Annotated in this window: 18 protein-coding genes and 1 pseudogene; 15 read left to right on the top strand and 4 right to left on the bottom strand. The window is 71.4% G+C overall.

The window, feature by feature from the left end; genetic code table 11:
- Positions 1-66: 66 nt before the first annotated feature.
- Both P8S73_RS10800 and P8S73_RS10795 read left to right on the top strand, forming a co-directional pair.
- Positions 67-783, top strand: a complete 717-nt coding sequence (locus tag P8S73_RS10800; RefSeq protein ID WP_235005072.1) for a TetR/AcrR family transcriptional regulator — start codon at positions 67-69, stop codon at positions 781-783.
- Positions 783-2,897: an acyl-CoA dehydrogenase gene (locus P8S73_RS10795; protein WP_019310098.1), complete on the top strand. Its 2,115-nt coding sequence runs from the start codon at positions 783-785 to the stop codon at positions 2,895-2,897. The genes P8S73_RS10800 and P8S73_RS10795 overlap by 1 nt, the downstream gene beginning before the upstream one ends.
- Before the next feature lie 244 nt (positions 2,898-3,141).
- On the opposite strand, the gene P8S73_RS10790 is transcribed toward P8S73_RS10795, so the two are convergent.
- From P8S73_RS10790 to P8S73_RS10775, 4 genes are read right to left on the bottom strand one after another with little or no spacing between them, the layout of a single operon-like run.
- The gene (locus P8S73_RS10790) at positions 3,142-4,059 is read right to left on the bottom strand and encodes a PP2C family serine/threonine-protein phosphatase (RefSeq protein WP_019310099.1); all 918 of its coding nucleotides are present in this window, start codon (positions 4,057-4,059) and stop codon (positions 3,142-3,144) included.
- Positions 4,056-5,216 carry an adenylate/guanylate cyclase domain-containing protein gene (locus P8S73_RS10785; RefSeq protein WP_019310100.1) on the bottom strand — a complete coding sequence of 387 codons (1,161 nt, stop codon included), beginning with the start codon at positions 5,214-5,216 and terminating at the stop codon, positions 4,056-4,058. Before P8S73_RS10785 ends, P8S73_RS10790 begins: the two co-directional genes overlap by 4 nt.
- A complete protein-coding gene (locus P8S73_RS10780; RefSeq protein ID WP_019310101.1) occupies positions 5,209-5,817 on the bottom strand; it encodes a hypothetical protein in 609 nt (202 codons plus the stop codon). Before P8S73_RS10780 ends, P8S73_RS10785 begins: the two co-directional genes overlap by 8 nt.
- Positions 5,814-6,710, bottom strand: coding sequence for a biotin--[acetyl-CoA-carboxylase] ligase (locus tag P8S73_RS10775; RefSeq protein WP_019310102.1), 897 nt, complete (start codon positions 6,708-6,710; stop codon positions 5,814-5,816). The genes P8S73_RS10780 and P8S73_RS10775 overlap by 4 nt, the downstream gene beginning before the upstream one ends.
- 131 nt (positions 6,711-6,841) lie before the next feature.
- Here P8S73_RS10775 and P8S73_RS10770 point away from each other — a divergent pair, with 131 nt between their 5' ends.
- The 13 genes and pseudogenes from P8S73_RS10770 (at position 6,842) to P8S73_RS10710 (ending at position 22,189) form a co-directional block, all read left to right on the top strand.
- Positions 6,842-7,123, top strand: a complete 282-nt coding sequence (locus P8S73_RS10770; RefSeq protein ID WP_019310103.1) for a YciI family protein — start codon at positions 6,842-6,844, stop codon at positions 7,121-7,123.
- A 185-nt stretch (positions 7,124-7,308) separates the two neighbouring features.
- Positions 7,309-8,892: an acyl-CoA carboxylase subunit beta gene (locus tag P8S73_RS10765; protein WP_019310104.1), complete on the top strand. Its 1,584-nt coding sequence runs from the start codon at positions 7,309-7,311 to the stop codon at positions 8,890-8,892.
- The gene (locus P8S73_RS10760) at positions 8,889-9,227 is read left to right on the top strand and encodes an acyl-CoA carboxylase subunit epsilon (RefSeq protein ID WP_019310105.1); all 339 of its coding nucleotides are present in this window, start codon (positions 8,889-8,891) and stop codon (positions 9,225-9,227) included. Before P8S73_RS10765 ends, P8S73_RS10760 begins: the two co-directional genes overlap by 4 nt.
- A gap of 158 nt (positions 9,228-9,385) precedes the next feature.
- Complete coding sequence (locus P8S73_RS10755) at positions 9,386-10,492, top strand: MauE/DoxX family redox-associated membrane protein (protein WP_019310106.1); 1,107 nt, start codon at positions 9,386-9,388, stop codon at positions 10,490-10,492.
- A 55-nt stretch (positions 10,493-10,547) separates the two neighbouring features.
- A complete protein-coding gene (locus P8S73_RS10750) occupies positions 10,548-12,284 on the top strand; it encodes a DUF885 domain-containing protein (protein ID WP_019310107.1) in 1,737 nt (578 codons plus the stop codon).
- A 104-nt stretch (positions 12,285-12,388) separates the two neighbouring features.
- On the top strand, positions 12,389-13,849 hold the full coding sequence (locus P8S73_RS10745; protein ID WP_050899454.1) for a dicarboxylate/amino acid:cation symporter: 1,461 nt from the start codon (positions 12,389-12,391) through the stop codon (positions 13,847-13,849).
- Positions 13,850-13,991: 142 nt separating this feature from the next.
- Positions 13,992-15,515 carry an aldehyde dehydrogenase family protein gene (locus P8S73_RS10740; protein WP_019310109.1) on the top strand — a complete coding sequence of 508 codons (1,524 nt, stop codon included), beginning with the start codon at positions 13,992-13,994 and terminating at the stop codon, positions 15,513-15,515.
- A gap of 197 nt (positions 15,516-15,712) precedes the next feature.
- On the top strand, positions 15,713-16,117 hold the full coding sequence (locus P8S73_RS10735; protein WP_029603217.1) for a DUF779 domain-containing protein: 405 nt from the start codon (positions 15,713-15,715) through the stop codon (positions 16,115-16,117).
- A gap of 26 nt (positions 16,118-16,143) precedes the next feature.
- Complete coding sequence (locus tag P8S73_RS10730) at positions 16,144-17,640, top strand: PqqD family peptide modification chaperone (protein WP_124108936.1); 1,497 nt, start codon at positions 16,144-16,146, stop codon at positions 17,638-17,640.
- A 126-nt stretch (positions 17,641-17,766) separates the two neighbouring features.
- Entirely contained in the window at positions 17,767-19,245 is a 1,479-nt protein-coding gene (locus P8S73_RS10725) for a polysaccharide biosynthesis tyrosine autokinase (RefSeq protein ID WP_019310112.1), read from the top strand.
- 13 nt (positions 19,246-19,258) lie between these two features.
- Positions 19,259-19,465 (top strand): annotated as a pseudogene (locus P8S73_RS10720) (hypothetical protein); the annotation flags it as partial.
- 169 nt (positions 19,466-19,634) lie between these two features.
- Complete coding sequence (locus P8S73_RS10715; RefSeq protein ID WP_019310113.1) at positions 19,635-20,255, top strand: nucleoside triphosphate pyrophosphatase; 621 nt, start codon at positions 19,635-19,637, stop codon at positions 20,253-20,255.
- Positions 20,256-20,377: 122 nt separating this feature from the next.
- Entirely contained in the window at positions 20,378-22,189 is a 1,812-nt protein-coding gene (locus P8S73_RS10710) for a biotin carboxylase N-terminal domain-containing protein (protein WP_019310114.1), read from the top strand.
- Positions 22,190-22,370 lie beyond the last annotated feature (181 nt).

Genomic DNA, 22,370 nt, shown 5'->3' with positions numbered 1-22,370 from the left:
TCCTTGAGAGGGGGTGTGTGCGACGTGGGTCACTTGATACCCAGAGTAGCTGATACTCTCAGTATCGTGAAACAGGTCACGACCCCCGTGGACGGCAGGAACAGCCGCTGGCAGCGACACCGCGCCAAGCGGCGCACCGAGCTGATCACGGCCGCCCGCGACGCGGTGGCCGCGAACGGTGCTGCCATCTCCATGGAGGAGATCGCCACGGCGTGCGGCACGTCCAAGTCCGTGTTCTACCGCTACTTCACGGACAAGTCCGGCGTGCAGGCGGCCGTGGGCGAGTACTTCGTGACCAGGATGCGACGCCGCATGGTGGCCGCCGTCAGCGAGGCGGACACCTTCGCGGCCATGATCCACGCACTCGTCTCCGAGTACCTCAAGTCCGTGGCAGGTTCCGCCGAGGTCTACCGCTTCGTGGTGACCGCCCCGGAGGAGCAGGGCTCCACCATCGAGCGCTTCATCGACTCGGTGCGGGACCTGCTCATGGAGCAGTACGTACGCCACTACGGCGAGGCGGAGACCGGGGATGGCGTCCTGCGCAGCTGGGCCGCGGCCACCGTGGGCATGGTCCGCGGCGCCGGAGAGGCCTGGCTCGCCCAGGGGGACGCCCCGGGAACGCCCGACCGCCACACCATGAGTCGCATCATCACCACGTGGGCCGTGGAGGGTCTGCGCCCCGTGGCCAGCACGTCCGCGGCGGTCTCCGCCGCGACGACGCCTTCCCGACAAGCCCGTACCCAGGACGGCCCCGCCGTCCGCGACACCCCTCAGGAGTCATGATGAGCACCACCCAGGTCAGCGGAACCATTCCCGACACCGACCGCATCGAGGACCTGCCCGAGGACGGGGCTGCCGCCCCCTCGGCGCTCGACACCGCGGAGCTCGGCAAGATCCTCCTGGGCCGCTGGCCCGAGGCTCGCCTGGCCGCCCGCAAGCGCGCCGAGGATCCCCGCTTCCACTCCCAGTACAACCAGTCCGTGGAGGACCAGCGCAACCACACGTACGAGCAGCTCAAGCTGCTCGCTGACGCCGGGCCCCAGTACCTGGGCATGCCCGAGAGCGTGGGCGGGGCCATGAGCCCCGGCGCCAACCTCTCCGCGTTCGAGGAGCTCGTGCTCGCGGACCCGTCCCTGCAGATCAAGTCCGGCGTGCAGTGGGGTCTGTTCGGCTCCGCCGTGCTGAACCTGGGCACGGAGGAGCACCACGAGAAGTGGCTGCCGGCGATCCTGGACCTCAGCATGCCCGGCGCGTTCGCCATGACGGAGATCGGGCACGGCTCGGACGTGGCCTCGATCGGCACCACCGCCACGTACATCCCGGAGACGGACGAGTTCGAGATCCACACCCCCTTCAAGGCGGCGTGGAAGGACTACCTGGGCAACGCCGCGGTGCACGGCCGCGCGGCCACGGTGTTCGCGCAGCTGATCGTCAACGGCACCAACCACGGCGTGCACTGCCTCTACGTTCCCCTGCGTGACGAGAACGGCGAGTTCCTGCCCGGCGTGGGCGGCGAGGACGACGGCCGCAAGGGCGGGCTCAACGGCATCGACAACGGCCGCCTGCACTTCGACCACGTGCGCGTGCCCCGCACCAACCTGCTGAACAAGTACGGGGACGTGGACGAGAACGGCGTCTATTCCTCCCCCATCCCCTCCCCGGGCCGCCGCTTCTTCACCATGATCGGCACCCTGGTCCAGGGTCGCGTGTCCCTGGACGGCGCGGCGACGATCGCCAACCAGGCCGCCCTGAGCATTGCCGTGCGCTACGCGGAGCAGCGCCGCCAGTTCACCACGGACTCGGACATCGAGGAGCAGACGCTGCTGGACTACCAGCGCCACCAGCGCCGGCTGATCCCGCGCATCGCGGAGACCTACGCGATGACCTTCGCCCACCAGCAGCTGCTGGACAAGTTCCACGAGGTCTTCTCCGGCGAGGACGAGTCCGACGGCAACCGCCAGGAGCTCGAGACCCTGGCCGCGGCGTTCAAGCCGATGTCCACGTGGAGCGCCCTGGACACCCTGCAGGAGTGCCGCGAGGCGTGCGGCGGCGCGGGGTTCATCGCCAAGAACCGCTTCGTGGAGCTGCGCGCGGACCTGGACGTGTACGTGACCTTCGAGGGTGACAACACCATCCTGCTGCAGCTCGTGGCCAAGCGGCTGCTCAACGACTACTCCGCGGAGTTCAAGAACGCGGACGTGGGGGTCATGGCCCGCTACGTCGCGGACCGCGCCACCGAGGCGGGCTTCAACCGCTCCGGGTTGCGCAAGCTCACCCAGGCGTTCTCGGACACCGGTGACTCCCGCAAATCCGTCAATGCGCTGCGCGACCCCGCGGCCCAGCGCGCGCTGCTCACCGACCGGGTGCAGACCATGATCGGCGACATCGCGGACGAGCTGCGCGCCGTGGCCCGCAAGTCCCGCACCGAGCAGGCCGAGGCGTTCAACAACAACCAGAACCGTCTGCTGGAGGCAGCCCGCTCGCACGCCCAGCTGCTGCAGTGGGAGGCGTTCACGGCCGGTCTGGAGAAGATCGAGGACCCGGACACCAAGCGCGTGCTCACGTGGCTGCGCGACCTCTTCGGGCTGAGCCTGATCGAGCGGGACCTGGCCTGGTACCTCTCCTACGGGCGGCTGTCCATGCGCCGTGGCCGCGCCCTGGAGTCCTACATCAACCGCCTCATCGCGCGGCTGCGCCCCTACTCCCTGGAGCTCGTGGATGCCTTCGGGCTCTCCCCGGAGCTGCTGCGCGCGGAGATCGGCGGCACCGTGGAGGCCGAGCGCCAGAAGGAGGCCGCGGACTACTACCGCCGACTGCGCGCGAGCGGCAAGGCCCCCGTCAAGGAGCCCAAGCCCGCCAAGGACCCGGGCGCCCAGACCCGCGGCCACCACGCCTGACCCGCGCCACGCCGCGCGCCGCCCCCGAGACGGGGGCGGCGCGCGGTGGACGCCGGGCACAGCAGCGCCGGACTGAGAAAGCGGCCCCGCGGCGTCGTCGACCCACGACGACGCCGCGGGGCCGCTTCCGTGTGCGGGGCGGGGCGGGGTGCCGCGAGTGGGTGGACGGCCGAGAGGCCGGCTCAGCGCACGCGCGGAGCGGAGCAGGGGGCGCTGCCTGCGGGTGGATGGTCGGAGGGCGCTCTCAGCGCACGCGCGGGATGGAACTGGTGTTCGCGCGGGGGTCGTCCGCGGTGAGGACGTCAGCGACCACCAGGGTCACGTTGTCCCGCCCGCCCGTGCGCAGCGCCGCCTGCACGAGCACGTCCGCGGCCTCCTTGGGGTGCTGCACCGAGTGCAGCACGCGGGCGATGTGCGCCGGGGAGAGCTCCCCCGTGAGACCGTCCGAGCACATGAGCAGCCGATGCCCCGGCACGGCGGGAAGCACCACGACGTCCGGCTCCCAGATCTGCCCCGTGCCGAGCGCGCGGGTGATCACGTTGCGGCGCGGGTGCACCAGAGCCTGAGCGGGAGTGAGCTGGCCGATCGACACCAGGTACTGCACCTCGGAGTGGTCCACCGTGAGCTGGGAGACCCCCACGGGCCCGGACTTCTCCGTGACGGGCTCCCCCACCCGCGGTCCGGTGAGCTGGTAGGTGCGGGAGTCCCCCACGTTGAACACGATCCACAGCCACGTGCCCGCGATCTGCACGAGCCACGCCCCGGTGACCGTGGTGCCGGCACGCGTGCCGCACTGGGCCTGGATGGCCTGGTCCGCCTCCCACAGCACCGAGCGCACCCGGTGCACGGCGTCGAGCGCCTCGGCCGGAATGTCCGGGTCCAGCTTGAGCTGCCGGTCGATGGTGGCCCGGAACCGGGCCACGTCCGAGCCGGGTGCAGGTTCCACGATCCGGTAGTCGCGGAAGTCCTCCAGCGTGAACAGCTCCGAGGCGCCCAGGGTGGACACGCACAGGGCGCTGGCCACCTCGCCGGCCTCGTGCCCACCCATGCCGTCCGCCACCGCGCACATGGTGTCGGTGACGATGAGGGCGTCCTCGTTGGTCTCTCGACGCAGTCCGCGGTCGGTCACACCGCCCGATCGGATGGTCAGGGGAGCGGTCATTCGACCTCGTCTTCCAGTAGGGGCCCGCAGCCCTGGGCGATCGCCACGGGGCGGACGTCCCCGAAGCCGCGGACGTTGCGGGTGGGCTGCGGCTCGAGGACGAAGCGCTCGTCCCCCCGGAGCACGCGGGCGGTGGACTCGTCCACCACCACGCCGCCCGGTTCCGTGAGCGCCACGAGCCGTGAGGCCAGGTTCACGGTGGGGCCGTAGAGGTCCCCCAGACGGGGCAGCACACGGCCCCACACGAAGGCCACGCGCGCCTGGGGCAGCAACGGGTCCTCCTTGATGATCCGTGCCAGCGCGAGCGAGATCTGGGCCCCGCCCTCGGGGGTCTCCGAGAGGAACATGACCTCGTCGCCGATGGTCTTGATCACGCGGCCGCCGCCGATCGAGATGACCTCCGCGCAGCGCTTCTCGAAGCGCTGCACCAGGTTGGCGAGCGTGCGCTCGTTCATCTGCCGGGAGAGGGAGGTGTAGGAGACCAGGTCCGCGAAACCCACGCCCCGCGCGAGGGGCAGCGCCGAGGCGCCGACGTCCGGAGCGGCGTCGTGCAGGATGACCGTGGAGCCGTCCGGGCGCTCCCCCCGCATGGCCAAGCGCTGGACGGCCGCCGAGAGCTGGCGGCGCCACGCGTAGTCGAGCAGCTGCTCGAGCGGCTGCAGCAGGTCCGGGAGCAGGGTGAGCAGCTCGCGGCGGGCCCGGGCGTCCGTCATGTCACGGTGGGCCACCATGTCCTCCACGAGGGCCTCGACCTGCCACACGACCATGCGGTCCGTGAGCTGCGCGACCGAGCGCGCGAGGGAGAGCGCTGCCTCCTCGCTGAGCTTGTCGTCCTGGACCAGGCTGGACACCAGTTTGAGGGCGCGGACGTCCTCGTTCGTGAAGTAGACGTCGTCGTCGCTGAGGTTGGGGAAGCCCAGGGCCCGCCAGATCTTGCGCGCGGAGGCCGAGGAGAGGTCCGCCTCGCGGGCGGCCTCGCGGCGGCGCAGGTTCCGCTGGGAGCCGAGCAGCAGGGAGTCCAGGTGGCGCACTGCGGCCTGCGACTCCTCCGAGCCGTAGAGGTTGGACTGCACGGGGTTGTGGAGGTTCAGGTTCAGCTGCTCGGTCTGTGGGCCCGTGACCACGGGTTGCGGGGATTCCGAGGGGTCTTCAGCCACGCGGTCCTCCTTGCTGGGCGGTGTGCGGGCCGGGACGTCCCGGCCCCGGGATGGTGCCTCCCCCACTGTAGTTGCCCACCTGCGCCGCCGACTCCCGCACGAGCTGCGTGAGACGCGCGGGCTGCGGGGCGCCCGCGAGCTTGAGCCCGCCCAGGGTCCCGAAATCCGCCAGCACGGTGCCGCGGTCCAGGTGCTCGCGCGCGGCACCCACCTCGGTGGCGCCGCGCGTGACACGCACGGACTGCAGGGCGTTCAGCGGCAGGGACACGGCGCCGTCACGCGCCGGGGGCCCCAGCAGCGCCAGGCGCTCGGTGGTCAGGACGAAGCGGGTGCGCCACCACCGCCACACGGGCACCGCCACCCGGCGCCACGCCAGCAGCAGTGCGGCCGCGAGCAGCAACCACCCCACGAACGTGTGCAGTCCGGTCCACGGCGCGTCCGTGGGACGCCACGTGAGGTCCAGGACCCGGCGCAGCGCCGAGTACACCAGGACCGTCAGCCAGGCGGTCACCGCGGGGCCCGCGAGCGCCAGCGGGTGCGGACGCGTGGCCACCACGGTCTCCTCGCCCGGTGCCAGCTCCAGGCCGCGCCGTCCGCTCATGCGGGGCCGCCCCCGCCGTGCGCGGGGCGCACGTGCACGACGTCGCCCGCGGAGTACTCGTGCTCCCTCCTGTCCCGGGCGCGCACCACGAGCTGGCCGGAGTCTCCCAGGCCCGTGGCGGTCGCGGTCAGCGGATCCCGTGCGCCGGGCAGCTGCAGGGTGACCTCACGGCCGAGGGTGTCCAGCTGCGCCTCGACCTCGCTCCGCAGCTCTCCCCCGCGGCCGAGCTGCCCCGCGGGGTCCTGGGACGCGCGGTCCAGGGTGTCCGCGAACCGGCCGAGCACCGCGGTGAGCAGCCCGGCGCGGCTGGGGACGGCGTCGGAGTCCTGCACCTCGAGTGCGAGGGACGTGGCGGTGGGGACGGGGAGCTCGCGCTGGCTCACGTTGATGCCGGCACCGACCACCACTGTGGGTGCCGCACCGGGAGTCGGCGCGACCATGGTCGCGAGGATGCCGCAGAGCTTGCGGTCGCGGACCAGGACGTCGTTGGGCCACTTGACCACGGCGGGCACCCCGGTCAGCTCCCGCACCGCCCCGGTGATGCTGTGCGCCATGAGCAGAGTGAGCCACGGGATCAGCTCCTGCGGCCACGGACGGCCCGAGCGGTCCACGGGGGTGCAGGCCACCGAGAACGTCACCGCGGTGCCCGGGGGCGTGATCCAGCCGCGGTCCAGCCGCCCCCTGCCCTGGCTCTGGAAACCGGTGACCACGGCCTCGAGGCCGTTCCCGCTCCCCTGGTCCCCGGCGCGCGGCGCCACCCGCTCCGACAACCAGGTGTTCGTGGAGCCCACGGTGTCCACCACGGTCACCGACCGGTAGCCGTGGGATCGCATCGCGTCCTCCAGGTCGGACTGGTGGTAGTCCGCGGCGGGCTGCTGATCCGTGGCGTGCATGTCTGCTCCTCACAGGACGGGACGGCGTGGCCGTCGGGGGGTCTCCTCCAGCTTAGGTGTACCCGCACGGCCCGGGCATATGCTGGGATCCGTCAGCCCAGACCCCCACGTCGAGCCGGAGGATCCCGAGCATGAGCGTCTACGCCCTGACCTACACCTACGGCGGCCCGTCCGAGATCCTGGCCGAGCACCGCCCCGCCCACCGAGCCTTCCTGCGTGAGCTGCAGGAGCGCGGCGTCAACCTGGCCTCCGGGCCCCTGGGGGACGACGGCGCGCTGATCGTGCTGCGCGCGGACAGCGCCGAGCACGTGGAACAGATCATCCGGGAGGACCCCCTGGTGGTCCACGGTGCGGTGACCGAGCACGTGGTCCGCGAGTGGTCCGTGACCATCGGAGCCGTGGGCTCGGACTGAACGCACGCCCCCGAGCGGAGGGGCATCCCGGGCGCCGCGTGCGGTGGGACACCCGGGCGCCGCGTGCGGTGACGGGGCACCGGAGTTGTGGAACTCCTACAAGTGCGCACCCGGTGCCGACAACTACACTGGGGTGGATTCCCGAGGGGCCGCGCCCCGCCCCGACCACGACCACGCGAGGTGTCATGAGCCACGACCTGTCCACCACAGCAGGCAAGATCGCCGACTTCCGGCAGCGCCGCGATGAGGCTGCCGCACCGGCAGGACAGGGCGCCGTGGAGAAGCAGCACTCCCGGGGCAAGAACACCGCACGCGAGCGGATCGAGATGCTGCTGGACCCGGACTCCTTCGTGGAGTTCGACGCCCTGGCCGTGCACCACAGCACCATGTTCGGCATGGAGAAGAAGAAGCTGCTGGGTGATGGCGTGGTGAGCGGCTACGGCACCGTGGACGGGCGACTCGTGGCCGTGTACTCGCAGGACTTCGGGGTCTTCGGCGGCTCGCTGTCCCAGGTCAACGGCGAGAAGATCGTCAAGGTCCAGAAGTTCGCCCTGCGCAACGGCTGCCCCGTGATCGGCATCAACGACGGCGGCGGCGCCCGCATCCAAGAGGGCGTGGCCTCCCTGGCCATGTTCGCGGACATCTTCCGCATGAACGTCCGGGCCTCGGGCGTGATCCCGCAGATCTCCCTGATCATGGGGCCGTGCGCCGGCGGTGCCGCGTACTCCCCCGCCCTCACCGACTTCGTGGTGATGGTGGACAAGACCTCCCACATGTTCATCACCGGCCCGGACGTGATCAAGACCGTGACCGGCGAGACCGTGGACATGGAGACCCTGGGTGGTGCCCGCTCCCACAACGAGCGCACCGGCACCGCCGCGTACCTGGCCTCGGACGAGCAGGACGCCTTCGACTTCGTGCACGAGCTGCTGGAGTACCTGCCGGGGAACAACCTGCAGGACTCTCCGCTGCTGGACCACGACCAGGTGGACGAGGTCACGGACGAGGACCTCGCGCTGGACGAGCTGATCCCGGACTCCGCGAACCAGCCCTACGACATGCGCACCGTGATCGAGACGGTCGTGGACGACGGGCAGTTCCTGCAGATCCAGGAGCTCTACGCCCCGAACGTGATGGTGGGCTACGCCCGGGTGGAGGGCCACACCGTGGGGATCGTGGCGAATCAGCCCATGCAGTTCGCCGGCACCCTGGACATCGCCGCGTCCGAGAAGGCCGCGCGCTTCGTGCGCCACTGCGACGCCTTCAACATCCCGATCCTCACGTTCGTGGACGTCCCCGGGTTCCTTCCCGGCACGGACCAGGAGTTCAACGGCATCATCCGCCGCGGCGCCAAGCTGCTGTACGCGTACGCCGAGGCCACCGTTCCGCTGATCACCCTGATCACCCGTAAGGCCTACGGCGGGGCGTACATCGTGATGGGCTCCAAGAAGCTGGGCGCGGACATCAACCTCGCGTGGCCCACCGCCCAAATCGGGGTCATGGGATCCCAGGGCGCGGTGGAGATCCTCTACCGCCGGGACCTCAAGGCCGCCGAGGAGAACGGCGAGGACGCCCAGGCGCTGCGCGCCGAGCTGGCCCAGCAGTTCGAGGAGGACCTCCTCAACCCCTACCAGGCCGCCGAGCTGGGCTACGTGGACGCGGTGATCTGCCCCTCCGAGACCCGGGAGCAGATCATCAAGGCGCTGCGGGGGCTTGCGGACAAGCGTGCCTCTCAGCCCGCCAAGAAGCACGGGAACATCCCGCTGTGAGCACGCCGGAGTCAGCGCGATCACTGGACCGCCGCACCGGGGCCAGCTCGTCCGGCGCCGCACCGCGCATGCCCGTGGACACCCGCCACGCCGCAGTGGCCTCGCTGCCGGACGCCACCACTGACGCGGACCCGCTGTTCACCGTGACGCGTGGCAACCCGAGTCCCGAGGAGCTGGCCGCCCTGGTGGCCGTCCTCGGCGCGCTGCCCGAGCCGCAGGACGCACCTCCGGCCCACGCGCGCCGTGCGCCGCGCCACCAGTCCCGCAGACTCCGGCTCGGCCTGCGCCTGCGGCCCGGCCGCGGGGCGTGGCGGTGGACGCAGCCGGAGCGGTGAGCACACCCTGGCCCCGGTCCTCGGTCTGAAGCGTCCCCGGGGCACACGGCCCCGCGCTGCCAGGACCTCACGAACTCACGACGACCGTCTCGCTCGTGGCCCTCTTGTGACCTGCCCGCCGGCACGAGGTCGACCTCCGCGGCGGGGATAATGGTCCGGTGCCTGTCATCGCCCTCTCCGCCCTCGTCTCCCTCGCGACCGTGCTGCTCCTCAGCGGAGCGGCGAAACTCGCGGTGCCGGACACCGGCCGCACCATCCTCACCACCGCACCGCTCCCCCGGGCCCTTCGCGCCCCCTGGTTGCAGCGCGCCCTCCCCTGGGGGGAGATCCTGCTGGCCGCGTGCCTGCTCCTCGGTTCCGGCCCGTTCCTGCTGCTGAGCGCCTTCGCGGCCACGGCACTGTTCACCGTCTTCACCGTGGTGGTTCTCCGGGGCACTCGGGCACCTGATCCTGCCTCGTGCGGGTGCTTCGGCGGGCTCTCCCGTGCGCCGGTCTCACGCCGCACCGTGGTGCGCAACGCCGCCTTCACCCTCACGGCCGCCCTGGCACTCGCCCTGTCCGCGGTCGCGTTCCACGGCCCCGTGCTCCGTCTGCCGTGGTGGGGCGTGACGGCCCTCGCCATCCCCGCGCTCCTCGTGCTGCTCACCCTCTGGAGCGAGCGGCCCGCACACGGCCGGGCCGGCGACCCGTACGACGTCGCCCGCGTCCCACCGCTGCCCCGCACCCTGCGCGAGGACGGCGACGCCGCGGCGTCGCCCCCCGTGAGCCCCGGCACGACCGCGGCGGACGCGGTCGCGACGGAGGGGCCCGCGACCGAGCCCGGGGGGCCGCAGCAGGCGGACGACGAGCCGCAGGACTACGAGCGGCTGCCGATCCCCTACGCGGGGCTCACCACCGCGGACGGCCAGGTGGTGACGCTGCGGGGTCTGTCCGCCACTCGAGCTCGCGCACTGGTGACGGTGAGCCTCACGTGCGGCTGGTGCGCCCCCATGATCCAGCGGCTCACGGAGCTCGGGAGCCACACCGGCCCGGTGGCGCTGCACGCCGTGGTGGCTCACGAGGACGAGCGCGAGCAGCTTCCGGAGGCCCTGCGCGGCGCGGCGCTGGTGGATGCCGACCAGGCCGCAGCCATCGTCTTCGACCGGCCCGGCAACCCCTGGGCCGTGGTGCTGGGCGCGGACGGGCTGCTCGCGGGCGGACCGGTGGCGGGCAGCGGAGCCGTGCTGGAGCTGCTGGACGAGCTCGCGGAGCGCTTCGCCGGGTGACCGCCGTGCACGGCGGTGCTTGTCCGTGTCGCCGGTGTGACTAGGGTTACATTCTGTGACTCACACCGACACCTCATCCCCGTCCCACGAACCCCTCGCACCCCTGGGTTCCACGCAGCGTACGGCCACGGCGGCGGACCAGCTCGCCGAGACCTACTTCCACGAGAGCCTCGCCCTGAACCCGAGCGACGCCACCTTCCTGGGCTTCCCCGGGCACGAGACCGAGTACCCGGACTTCGGTCCCGCCGGCCGTGCAGCCCGTGCCGAGCTCGTCCGCTCCACCCTCGCGCGCCTGGAGGAGGTCACCCCGGAGGACGACGTGGACCGGGTGACCCTGCACGCCATGCGCAACGAGCTCGAACTGGAGCGCGACCGCCACGAGGCCAACCTGGACGTCTCCGCGGTCAACAACATCGAGTCCCCCGTGCAGGGCATCCGTCAGGTGCTGGACGCCATGCCGCGGGAGACCGAGCAGGACTGGAAGCACATCGCCGGGCGCATGACCAACATCCCCGCCGCCCTGGAGCAGTACCGCGCGGGATTGGACGAGGCCGTCTCCCTGAACCGGCCGCCGTCGGCCCCGCAGATCGTGGAGGCCTCCCAGCAGGCGGAGCAGTATGCGTCCGACGACGGCTTCTTCGCGTCGCTCGCCGCTGACCCCGCCGCGCCGGATGCCCTGCGGGACGAGCTGCGCGCCGCGTCCGACGCCGCCCGCGCGGCCTACCGGGACATCGCGCGGATCCTGCGCGAGGACTTCGCCCCGGTCGCACGCGAGTCCGACGCGTGCGGGATCGAGGACTACCGGCTGCACCTCGCCTCGTTCCTGGGCGCGCGCCGTGATCCCCGCGAGGTCTACGACTGGGCCGTGCAGAAGCTGCTGGAGCTGGACGCCGAGCAGCGCGCCGTGGCCGAGCAGATCAAGCCCGGAGCCACGGTGCAGGAGGCCATGGCCGCCCTGAACGCGGACCCCGACAGGCAGCTGCACTCCCCCGAGGAGCTGCAGGCGTGGATGCAGAAGCTCTCGGACACCGCGCTGGCGGAGATGGCCGGGACGCACTTCGAGATCACCGAGCCCATGAGCACCCTGGAGTGCTGCATCGCGCCCACGCACGACGGCATCATCTACTACACCCCGCCCAGCGCGGACTTCTCCCGCCCGGGGCGCATGTGGTGGTCCGTGCCGGAGGGGGTCTCCCAGCACAACACGTGGGAGGAGACCACCACCGTGTACCACGAGGGCATCCCGGGCCACCACCTGCAGTGCGCCACGGCCCTGGCCAACGCGGGCGAGCTCAACGAGTGGCGCCGCATGGGCATCTGGGTCTCCGGCCACGGCGAGGGCTGGGCCCTGTACGCGGAGCGGCTCATGGACGAGCTCGGCTTCCTGGACGACCCCGGGGACCGCATGGGCATGCTCGACTCGCAGCGGCTGCGCACCGTGCGCGTGATCTTCGACGTGGGCTTCCACTGCGGCTTCGAGATCCCCGAGGCGCTCGGGGAGATGCTGGGTGGCGCCCGCGCAGGGGAGGTCTGGACCCCCGAGGACGGCTGGAAGTTCCTGCGCCACAACGTGGCGATGGCGGAGGGCACCCTGCGCTTCGAGTGGCTGCGGTACATGGGCTGGCCCGGGCAGGCACCCTCCTACCGGATCGGGCTGCAGATGTGGCTCGACGCCCGCGAGCAGGCCATGGCGCGCGAGGGCGAGGACTTCGACCTCAAGCGATTCCACAGCCGCGCGCTGCGGCTGGGCTCCGTGGGCTTGGACACACTCACCTACGCCCTGGCGCTGTAGGGAGCGGATTCCCGGGGGCTTTCCCGGGCTGTCCCAGGATCCGGGCGTCACAGTTCGTCACGAGGGGTGTGCGGATTACCATTCGCCGCCCTATCGTGGCGCGCATGAATTCCGCAGAAAGTACCCGGCGTCTGCCGCGGTGGATGACCTCCTTCGGGTGGCAGATCCTCATTGCCCTGATCGCGGGCGTTCTCCTGGGGTCCCTGGCCTCTGCCATGGGCGGGGACCCCGAGGAGAGCCCCAACTGGCTCATGACCACGCTGGGCACCATCGGCTCCAGCTACGTGACCATCCTCAAGGCGGCGGTGGTTCCGCTCGTGGTCACCGCGGTCATCTCCTCGATCGCCAACCTCCGCGACGTCTCCAACGCCGCCCGACTGGCGTGGAAGACCCTCATGTGGTTCGCCATCACCTCGCTGATCGCGGTGGTGATCGGCATGGTGCTGGCCGTGGTGGTCCAGCCCGGTGTGGGCACCGGCCAGCCGCAGCCCGAGACCTACTCCGGCACGGAGGGTTCGTGGCTCGCGTTCCTCAAGGGCCTGATCCCCGTGAACTTCCTGGGCCTGGAAACCACCTCCAAGGTCATCGACCCCGAGACCGTCAAGACCACCGTGAACTTCAACATCCTGCAGATCCTGGTGGTCTCCCTGGTGGTCGGGATCGCCGCCCTCAAGGTGGGCCGGGAGGCCGAGCCCTTCCTGAACCTCATGAAGTCCGGGCTGGCCATCATGCAGAAGGTCGTGTGGTGGATCATCCGCCTGGCCCCGCTGGGCACCCTGGGCCTGATCGGCACCGCAGTGTTCGAGTACGGCTGGACCTCCATGGGCTCGCTCGTGAGCTTCGTGCTCACCGTGTACGCCGGGCTGCTCCTGGTGGCGTTCGTGGTGTACCCGGTGATCGTCAAGCTCAACGGTCTGTCCGTGAAGCAGTTCTTCGCCGGTGTGTGGCCCGCCATGCAGCTGGGCTTCGTGTCCCGCTCCTCCCTGGGGACCATGCCCGTGACCCAGCGCGTGAGCGAGTCCAACCTGGGCGTGCCCGGGCACTACGCGTCCTTCGCCATCCCGCTGGGTGCAACCACCAAGATGGACGGCTGCGCCGCGATCTACCCGGCGGTCGCCGCGATCTTCGTGGCCCAGTTCTACGGCGTGGAGCTCATGCCCATGCACTTCGTGCTGATCGCGCTGGTCTCCGTGCTGGGCTCGGCCGCCACCGCCGGAACCACCGGTGCCACGGTCATGCTCACCCTGACCCTGTCCACCCTGGGCCTGCCCCTGGACGGCGTGGGCCTGCTGCTGGCCGTGGACCCCATCCTGGACATGGGCCGCACCGCGCTCAACGTGACCGGCCAGGCGCTGGTGGCCACGGTCGTCTCCAAGCGCGAGGGCATCCTGGACCTCCCCCGCTACAACGCCCCGCTGGCCGGTCGCCCGTTCAAGGACGACGACGCCGCCGGCCTCCCCGGCAACGGCACCTCCGCGCGCGAACCGGAGCACGCGGCGTCGGCGTCCGGTGCCACGCTGTCCCAGACCTCACCCGGGGCGACGGACGGTCAGCGCACCGTGTAGCACGCGCGTCACCGCCGGCACCTTCTGCGAACGGGGCGACTCGGGTTGATCCCGGGCCGCCCCGTGGCATGCGGGGGTCGATCGTGTCGGCGCTGGGCACTAGGCTGTGATCCACCTCACTACCGATCCAAGGATGGTCACCATGAGCGTGTACAGCCAGCCCGGCACGGACGGATCCGTCATCACCTTCAAGCCCCGCTACGAGCACTTCATCGGGGGCCAGTGGGTCCCGCCGGTCAAGGGCCAGTACTTTGAGGACGTCACCCCCGTCACGGGCCGGGCATTCACCGAGGTGGCCCGGGGCACCGCCGAGGACATCGAGGCCGCGCTCGACGCCGCCTGGGCCGCCGCCCCGTCCTGGAACGCCTCCACCCCCGCGCAGCGCGCGCTCATGCTGAACAAGATCGCGGACCGCATGGAGCAGCACCTCGAGACCATCGCGGTGGCCGAGACCTGGGACAACGGCAAGCCCGTGCGGGAGACGCTCAACGCGGACATCCCCCTGGCCATCGACCACTTCCGGTACTTCGCCGGTGCCATCCGCGCGCAGGAGGGCCACCTGTCCCAGCTGGACGAGGACACCGTGGCGTACCACTTCCACGAGCCCCTGGGCGTGGTGGGCCAGATCATCCCGTGGAACTTCCCGATCCTCATGGCCGTGTGGAAGCTCGCCCCCGCGCTGGCAGCGGGCAACTGCGTGGTGCTCAAGCCCGCGGAGCAGACCCCGGCGTCCATCATGGTGCTCATGGAACTGATCCAGGACCTGGTCCCGGACGGCGTGGTGAACATCGTCAACGGCTTCGGCGTGGAGTGCGGCAAGCCGCTGGCCTCCAACAAGCGGATCCGCAAGATCGCGTTCACGGGTGAGACCACCACGGGGCGGCTGATCATGCAGTACGCCTCGGAGAACATCATCCCCGTCACCCTGGAGCTGGGTGGCAAGTCCCCCAACATCTTCTTCGAGGACGTGGCACGGGAGAAGGACGGGTTCTACGACAAGTCCCTGGAGGGCTTCGCGTTCTTCGCCCTGAACTCCGGCGAGGTCTGCACGTGCCCGTCCCGCGCCCTGATCCAGGAGTCCATCTACGACTCCTTCCTGGCGGACGGCATCGAGCGCGTCAAGCAGATCACGGCCGGCAACCCCCTAAACACCGACACCATGATCGGCGCGCAGGCCTCCACCGACCAGCTGGAGAAGATCCTCTCCTACCTGGACATCGGCAAGAAGGAGGGCGCCAAGGTGCTCGTGGGCGGCGAGCGCGCCGAGCTCGAGGGCGACCTCGCGGGCGGCTACTACGTGCAGCCCACGGTGTTCGAGGGCACCAACTCCATGCGGATCTTCCAGGAGGAGATCTTCGGCCCGGTGCTCTCGGTCGCGAAGTTCGGCTCGTACGAGGACGCCATCTCCATCGCCAACGACACCCTCTACGGCCTGGGCGCGGGCGTGTGGTCCCGCGACGGCAACACCGCCTACCGGGCCGGGCGCGCCATCCAGTCCGGGCGCGTGTGGGTGAACCAGTACCACAGCTACCCCGCGCACTCGGCGTTCGGCGGGTACAAGTCCTCGGGCATAGGGCGCGAGAACCACCTGATGATGCTCGACCACTACCAGCAGACGAAGAACATGCTGGTCTCCTACACGGAGTCCGCGCAGGGCTTCTTCTAGACCGGAACGGCGGGACGCACATGGGTGAGCAGGTAGAGCAGGGCCGCGTCGCCAACACGCAGTCGACGACGACGCCCTCGGAACCTGACGCGGCCGGGGACGGCATCGGCCCCAGCGGCGCCGGTGCCGACCGCCCCGCTGCCGGGGCGGACGGTGTTGGAGCCCTCGCGGGTGGCACCGGCGTCGGGACCGGCGGGATCGAGGTGGCACTGGAGGCCACCCCCGCCGTCCCCGGGGAGAACACCTCGCGGGTGGGGTTCACGGCGGCAGCCGTGGAGCTGCTGCGGGAACTGTGGCAGGTGCACGGGCCGCTCATGTTCCACCAGTCGGGCGGCTGCTGCGACGGCTCCGCACCCATGTGCTTCCCCGCCGGGGAGTTCCGCACGGGGGACTCCGACGTGCTGCTGGGCACCGCCCGGCTGACCGCGGCGGACTCGTCCGAGCTGGGCCCGGTGGATTTCTGGATCTCCGCGGAACAGTTCGAGGCGTGGCGGCGGACCCGGCTGGTGATCGACGCGGTGCCGGGGCGGGGGTCCGGGTTCTCCCTGGAGACCCCCACCGGGCGCCGGTTCCTCACCCGCAGCGAACTGTGCGCCGTGTGACTCCCAACCCGCGCTAACCTGGGGTGATGGAGCGATCCGACATCCCCCTGGCGGCACGGGTGGAGTTGGCGCACGCCGAGATCCAGGCGGTGGCGCGGGCCCGTGGGGTGGACGCCCTGCTGGTCAAGGGCTACGCCGCGGACCCCCGGCTGTACGTGCGGGGGCGGGTGAGCAGCGACGTGGACGTCCTCACCCGGCCCTCCCACGCGGACCTCCTGGTGCAGGCGCTGCACGAGTACGACTGGAACACCGTGTCCACGTTCCGGTCCGGCTCCATCTTCCAGCACGCCCAGACCATGCGGCACCCCCACTGGGGGCTCGTGGACATCCACCGCTCGTTCCCGGGGTTCGAGACGGACCCCGAGGAACTGTTCGACCAGCTGTGGGCGCAGCGCCGCACCCGCCTCGTGGCCGGTTACCCGTGCGACGTGCCGCGCACGCTCGAGCACGCCCTGATCATCCTGGTGCACGCGGCACGCAGCCCCGAGTCCATGACCCAGGACGTGGGGCACCTGGCCGAGGTGCTCACCGAGGCCGACTGGCGACGCCTCGAGCAACGGGCCGCAGAACTTGAGGCCACCGTGGCGTTCGCGGCCGCCACGGGTCAGCTGCCCAACTACCGCGACCGTCCCACCCACGACCTGTGGCTCGTGCTGTCCCACGAGGGAACGCGCTCCCAGGAGTGGCGGGCCCGCATGAAAGCCGCCACCACCGTGGGCGGAAAGCTCGCCGTCGCGCTGCGTGCGCCGCTTCCCAACGTGGACCACCTGCGCATGGACCTGGGCCGGGAGCCCACCGCCCTGGAGATCACGCGAGCCACCGTGTCCCGCCCCGTGCGCGCCGTGACGGAACTGCTCACCGGCCGCGCGCGACGTCGTCCCGACACGGCGGACCGACTGACCGCCGGGGCCTCCCCCGGTGCCGCCCCCCTCCCAGGTGGGGTGCACGCCGCAGAGCATCCCCACGAGGTTGCGCCGGCCCACCCCGGTACTGTCCTGCCTAGCCCGGCTCCCGGCCCGGACGCGGCGTCGTCGATGCCCCTGCCCCCCGCTCCCGGGACTCCGAGCACCGCGCCCGCGGACACCACGGCGCCGGACCAGCCCGCAGCACCGGACCCGCGGGTGCCCGGTTCCCCGCCCGCAGCACCGGGTCAGCCCGACTCGTGGCTGCTCGGCCCGGAGCCCATCGCGTCTCCGGCGCGGCGCGCTCCGGCCCGAGCCGGCGTGCTTCGCCCCGCGCCGGGGACGGCCGTGGTCGAGGTGGCCCCCTCGGAGACCGTGCTCGGCAGCGTGTGCCTCGCACTCGTCCCCGGCGGCCGGCCCGTGGTCCTCAACGACTCCGCCGCGCTGATCTGGCACCTGGCGCAGTCCACGCCGGAGGACTCGCTGCCGCAGGTGCTGGCCGAGGCGACCGGTGCACCCCTCACGGAGATCGGGCCGCAGGTGCGGGACTTCGTGTCCGACCTGGTCACACAGGGATTCCTGAGCCGGCAGGGGCAGTGCCGCTCCGGGGAGCAGCCGTGAATCATTGCTAAACTCCAGGAAATCGCATCTTCCACGCAGCGCGCTGCAAGATCCGGTGAACCCCTCCGGTCCCCGCGCCCGCGGATGTCGGTGATCCCCCCGCACAGACCCACCCCCAGGGCCGGCATGACCGTCATTGACTTCCTGCGCCTCACCCGCGCCAACCTCGTGCTGCTGCTGGCGGCCACCCTTGCCGGGCTGCTGCTGGCCTTCGGCGTGGCCCTGGCCCAGCCCAAGATCTACACGTCCTCCTCCACGGGGTTCGTGACCACCACGGGCAGCAGCTCCCTGGGGGACGTGCTCAACGGGGACGTCGCCGCCCAGAACAAGGCCAATGCCTACATCCCGGTGATCTCCTCCCGCTCGGTGGCGGAGAAGATCGCCCAGGATCCCGCCCTCGGTCTGACGGCGGACGAGGTGGCGGGCCACCTCACCGCGAGCGTGGTCCCCAACTCCGCCCTCATTAAGGTCGACGCCACCGCCGACGATCCGGAGAAGTCCGCGGCTCTCGCCAACTCGGCGCTGCAGGCGACCGCCGAGGTGGTCCAGGACCTCGAGGGCAACAGTTCACCCGTGCGCGTGGTGCCCCTCGAGGACGCCCAGGTCCCCGGCGGGCCGTCGAGCCCCAACACCAAGCGGTACCTCCTGGCCGGCGCCGCCGCCGGGCTGCTGGCCGGCTACGCCGTGGCGCTGCTGCGCAAGGTGTCCGACGTGCGCATCCGCACGTCCCACGAGGTCGAGGAGCTCACCGACGCCGGCGTGCTGGGCATCCTCCCCAAGACCCCGTCCCTCAAGGGCAACAACCGCGGCGAGGTGGAGGACGACGCCGCCCACGAAGCGGTCCGCCAGCTGCGCACCAACCTCCGCTTCGTGAGCGTGGACAACCCGCCGCGGTGCGTGGTGGTCACGAGCCCCAACCCGGGTGAGGGCAAGTCCACCGTGACCACGGCCATCGCCAACTCCTTCGCGCACGCGGGCGAGGCAGCCGTGATCGTGGACGCCGACCTCCGCAGGCCCACCGTGGCGGGAGTGTTCGGGGTGGACGGCTCCGTGGGGCTCACCCAGGTGCTGTCCGGTCAGGTCGCGCTGCAGGATGCCCTGCAGCAGGTCCCCGGCTCCTCCCTGATGGTGCTGCCCGCCGGGCGCATCCCACCGAACCCGTCCGAACTCGTGGGCTCACAGCGCATGAAGCACGTGCTCACCGAGCTGCGGGAGTCCTACATGGTGTTCGTGGACGCCCCGCCCGTTCTGCCCGTCACGGACGCCAGCCTGCTCGCGGCGGCGGCCGACGGGGCGATCCTCGTGATCGAGGTGGGTGGCACCCGCAAGGAGCAGGTGGAGCTCGCGGCCTCGATGCTGCGGCGCGTGTCCGTGACACTGCTCGGTGCCGTGCTCAACCTGGCTCCGGCGCGGGGCGTGGGTTCCTCCCACTACGGCTTCGGCTACGGCGGATACCGACGCGGCTACTCGTCCTACTACGGGGAGACCAAGAAGTCGTCGCGAGGGTTCCGGGCCAAGCGCCGCGCCACCCCCGACCGGGCCCGCTCCCGCAGGTCCTCCTCGGCCGGCTCCTCGGCGTCCTCCCACTCCGCCCGCGACGTCTGACGGCGGGCCTCGAGTGCGTGAGGTGACGGGCGGCTCCCCCGTGGTGTCCGTGGTCATCCCGTGCAGCCGTGACGCGGAGACCCTCCCCCTGCAGCTGGCCGCTCTGGGGTCGCAGCTCGCGGCACCGGCCTTCGAGGTGCTCGTGGTGAACAACGGGGCGCCCGGCGCGCTGGACCGCCTCGTCCACGACCACCCCGGCCTTCCCTGCCCACTGCGCGTGGTGGAAGCCACCGAGCGGCAGGGCTCCTCCTACGCGCGCAACGTGGGCGCGGCACGGGCATGCTGCCGGGGCCGAGGGACCCACCAGGTCCTCGGTGGCCACCGCTGTCCCGTGCCCCGAGCCATACCCTGCCCGGAACGCGCTGCCCGCCGCGCCGTAGAGTGGGCCCGTGGAACCTTCACTCATCCTCGCGTCCCAGTCCCCCGCCCGCGCCGGGCTGCTGAGCAAGGCCGGCATTCCGTTCGACACCGTGGTCTCCCACGTGGACGAGGACGCCCTCGTCGCCGCCGAGGGGCCGCTGACCCCCCGGGACACCGCGCTGCGCCTGGCCCGCGCCAAGGCCGAGGCCGTGGCCCAGTTGCCGGGCTCGGCCGGCGCGCTCGTACTGGGGTGCGACTCCGTGTTCGAGCTGGACGGGCAGAGCTACGGCAAGCCGTACACCCCCGAGGTGGCGGTGGAGCGGATCGCCGGGATGAGCGGTCGCACCGGGACCCTGCACACCGGGCACTGGCTCGTGGACACGCGGCGCGATCCCGCCCTCGGGGAGGGTGCCACCGCCTCGGCGGACGTCCAGTTCGCCCACATGAGCGCCCAGGAGATCCGTGACTACGTGGCCACGGGGGAACCCCTGCAGGTGGCCGGGTCATTCACCCTGGACGGGCGCGGGTCGGTGTTCGTGGAGCGCGTCACGGGGGACCCCCATGCCGTGATCGGACTGAGCCTCTCCACCCTGCGGGAGCTGCTGCGCGCGGTCGGGGTGTCGGCCACCTCCTGGTGGTCAGCGGCGTGACGAAGTGGACCGCACGGATTTGTAGGGGTTCCACAGCTGTCGTGACGGGTTGCCGCCACACTTAGGTGATCCCCCGGGACGGGCACTAATCTTTCGGCAGAGAGTCGACAAGGAGTTCACACGTGACAACCACCTCGCGGCAGCAAGAGGCCGCCACCGGCACCCGCCCCCTCACCAAGGTCCTCGTGGCCAACCGGGGGGAGATCGCGGTGCGCGTGATCCGTGCCGCCCGTGACGAGGGCATCACCTCGGTGGCCGTGTACGCGGACCCGGACCGGGACGCGCTGCACGTGCGCATGGCGGACGAGGCCTACTCCCTGGGCGGCACCACCGCCGCGGACTCCTACCTGCGGATCGACAAGGTGCTCGACGCCGCACGGCGCTCGGGTGCCGACGCCGTCCACCCGGGCTACGGCTTCCTCTCCGAGAACGCGGAGTTCGCCGCCGCCGTGATCGACGCCGGCCTCACGTGGATCGGCCCGCCGCCCGCCGCGATCGCCCAGCTGGGTGACAAGGTCGCGGCCCGGCACATCGCCGAGAAGGTGAACGCGCCCCAGGTGCCCGGCACCGCGGACCCCGTCTCCTCCGCCCAGGAGGTTCTGGACTTCGCGGACCAGCACGGTCTGCCCATCGCGATCAAGGCGGCCTTCGGCGGCGGCGGACGCGGCATCAAGGTGGTGCGCGAGCGGGACGCCATCCCCGAGCTCTACGAGTCCGCAGTGCGTGAGGCCACCGCCGCGTTCGGCCGCGGCGAGTGCTTCGTGGAGCGCTTCCTGGACGCTCCCCGCCACGTGGAGACCCAGTGCCTCGCGGACCAGTACGGCACTGTGGTCGTCGTCTCCACGCGGGACTGCTCGCTGCAGCGCCGCAACCAGAAGCTCGTGGAGGAGGCCCCCGCGCCGTTCCTGAGCGAGGAGCAGAACCGGCGGCTCTACGAGTCCTCCAAGGCGATCCTGTGCGAGGCCAACTACCAGGGCGCCGGGACGTGCGAGTTCCTGGTCGGCCAGGACGGCACCATCTCCTTCCTGGAAGTCAACACGCGCCTGCAGGTGGAGCACCCCGTCTCCGAGGAGGTCTCGGGCCTGGACCTGGTGCGCGAGCAGTTCCGGATCGCCCGTGGCGAGGCCCTGGGCTACGAGGACCCCGAGGTGCGCGGGCACAGCATCGAGTTCCGCATCAACGGCGAGGACGCCGGGCGCAACTTCATGCCCTCCCCCGGCACCCTGACCACGTTCACGGTCCCCTCCGGACCGGGCGTCCGCGTGGACTCCGGCGTGGAGGCCGGCGAGACCGTGGGCGGGAACTTCGACTCCATGCTCGCCAAGCTCGTCGTCACCGGCGCCACCCGTACGCAGGCGCTCGAGCGCTCCCGCCGTGCCCTGCAGGAGATGACCATCGAGGGCATGCCCACCGTGGTCCCGTTCCACCGCGCAGTGGTCTCCGATCCCGCGTTCGCCACCCCGGAGGGGACCCCCTTCACGGTGCACACCCGGTGGATCGAGACGGAGTTCGACAACAGCATCGAGCCGTTCACCGCGTCCCCCGAGCCCGCCGCGGACGAGCCCGAGCGGCAGACCGTGGTGGTGGAGGTCGGCGGCAAGCGGCTGGAGGTCACCATGCCGCAGCTGCCCGGCACCACCCGCTCCGCGGCGCCCGCCCAGGCCAAGCCCCGCAAGCAGCGCGGCGCCCGCGGCGGCACGGCCGCACGAGGCGCCTCCGGCGACGCCCTGACCTCCCCCATGCAGGGCACGATCGTGAAGATCGCCGCGTCCAACGGGGACGAGGTGGCCGAGGGCGACCTGATCGTGGTGCTCGAGGCCATGAAGATGGAGCAGCCACTGACGGCCCACAAGGCCGGTGTGCTCAAGGACCTGGAGGTCTCCGAGGGGGACACGGTCTCCGCCGGCACCGTGCTGGCCACCATCGAGTCCTGAGTCCTCTCGCCGTCACGAGGCCTCGGTCCCCCGCGGACCGGGGCCTCGTGCGTTGCGCCGTACCCCCGACGATCGGAATCTCGTGCGGGGTACCGGTCGAGGCCCCCGGAACGGCCACCCGCAGGCCGTCAACGGGCTGTCTCACATTATGGACACTTGAATTCACCATGTGGTATCCGCG

It is taken from the genome of Kocuria sp. ChxB (genome assembly GCF_044359605.1).
Classification (GTDB): domain Bacteria; phylum Actinomycetota; class Actinomycetes; order Actinomycetales; family Micrococcaceae; genus Kocuria; species Kocuria rhizophila.
Note: the sequence above shows the minus strand (reverse complement) of the source record. Positions and strands in the feature narration are given on the sequence as shown.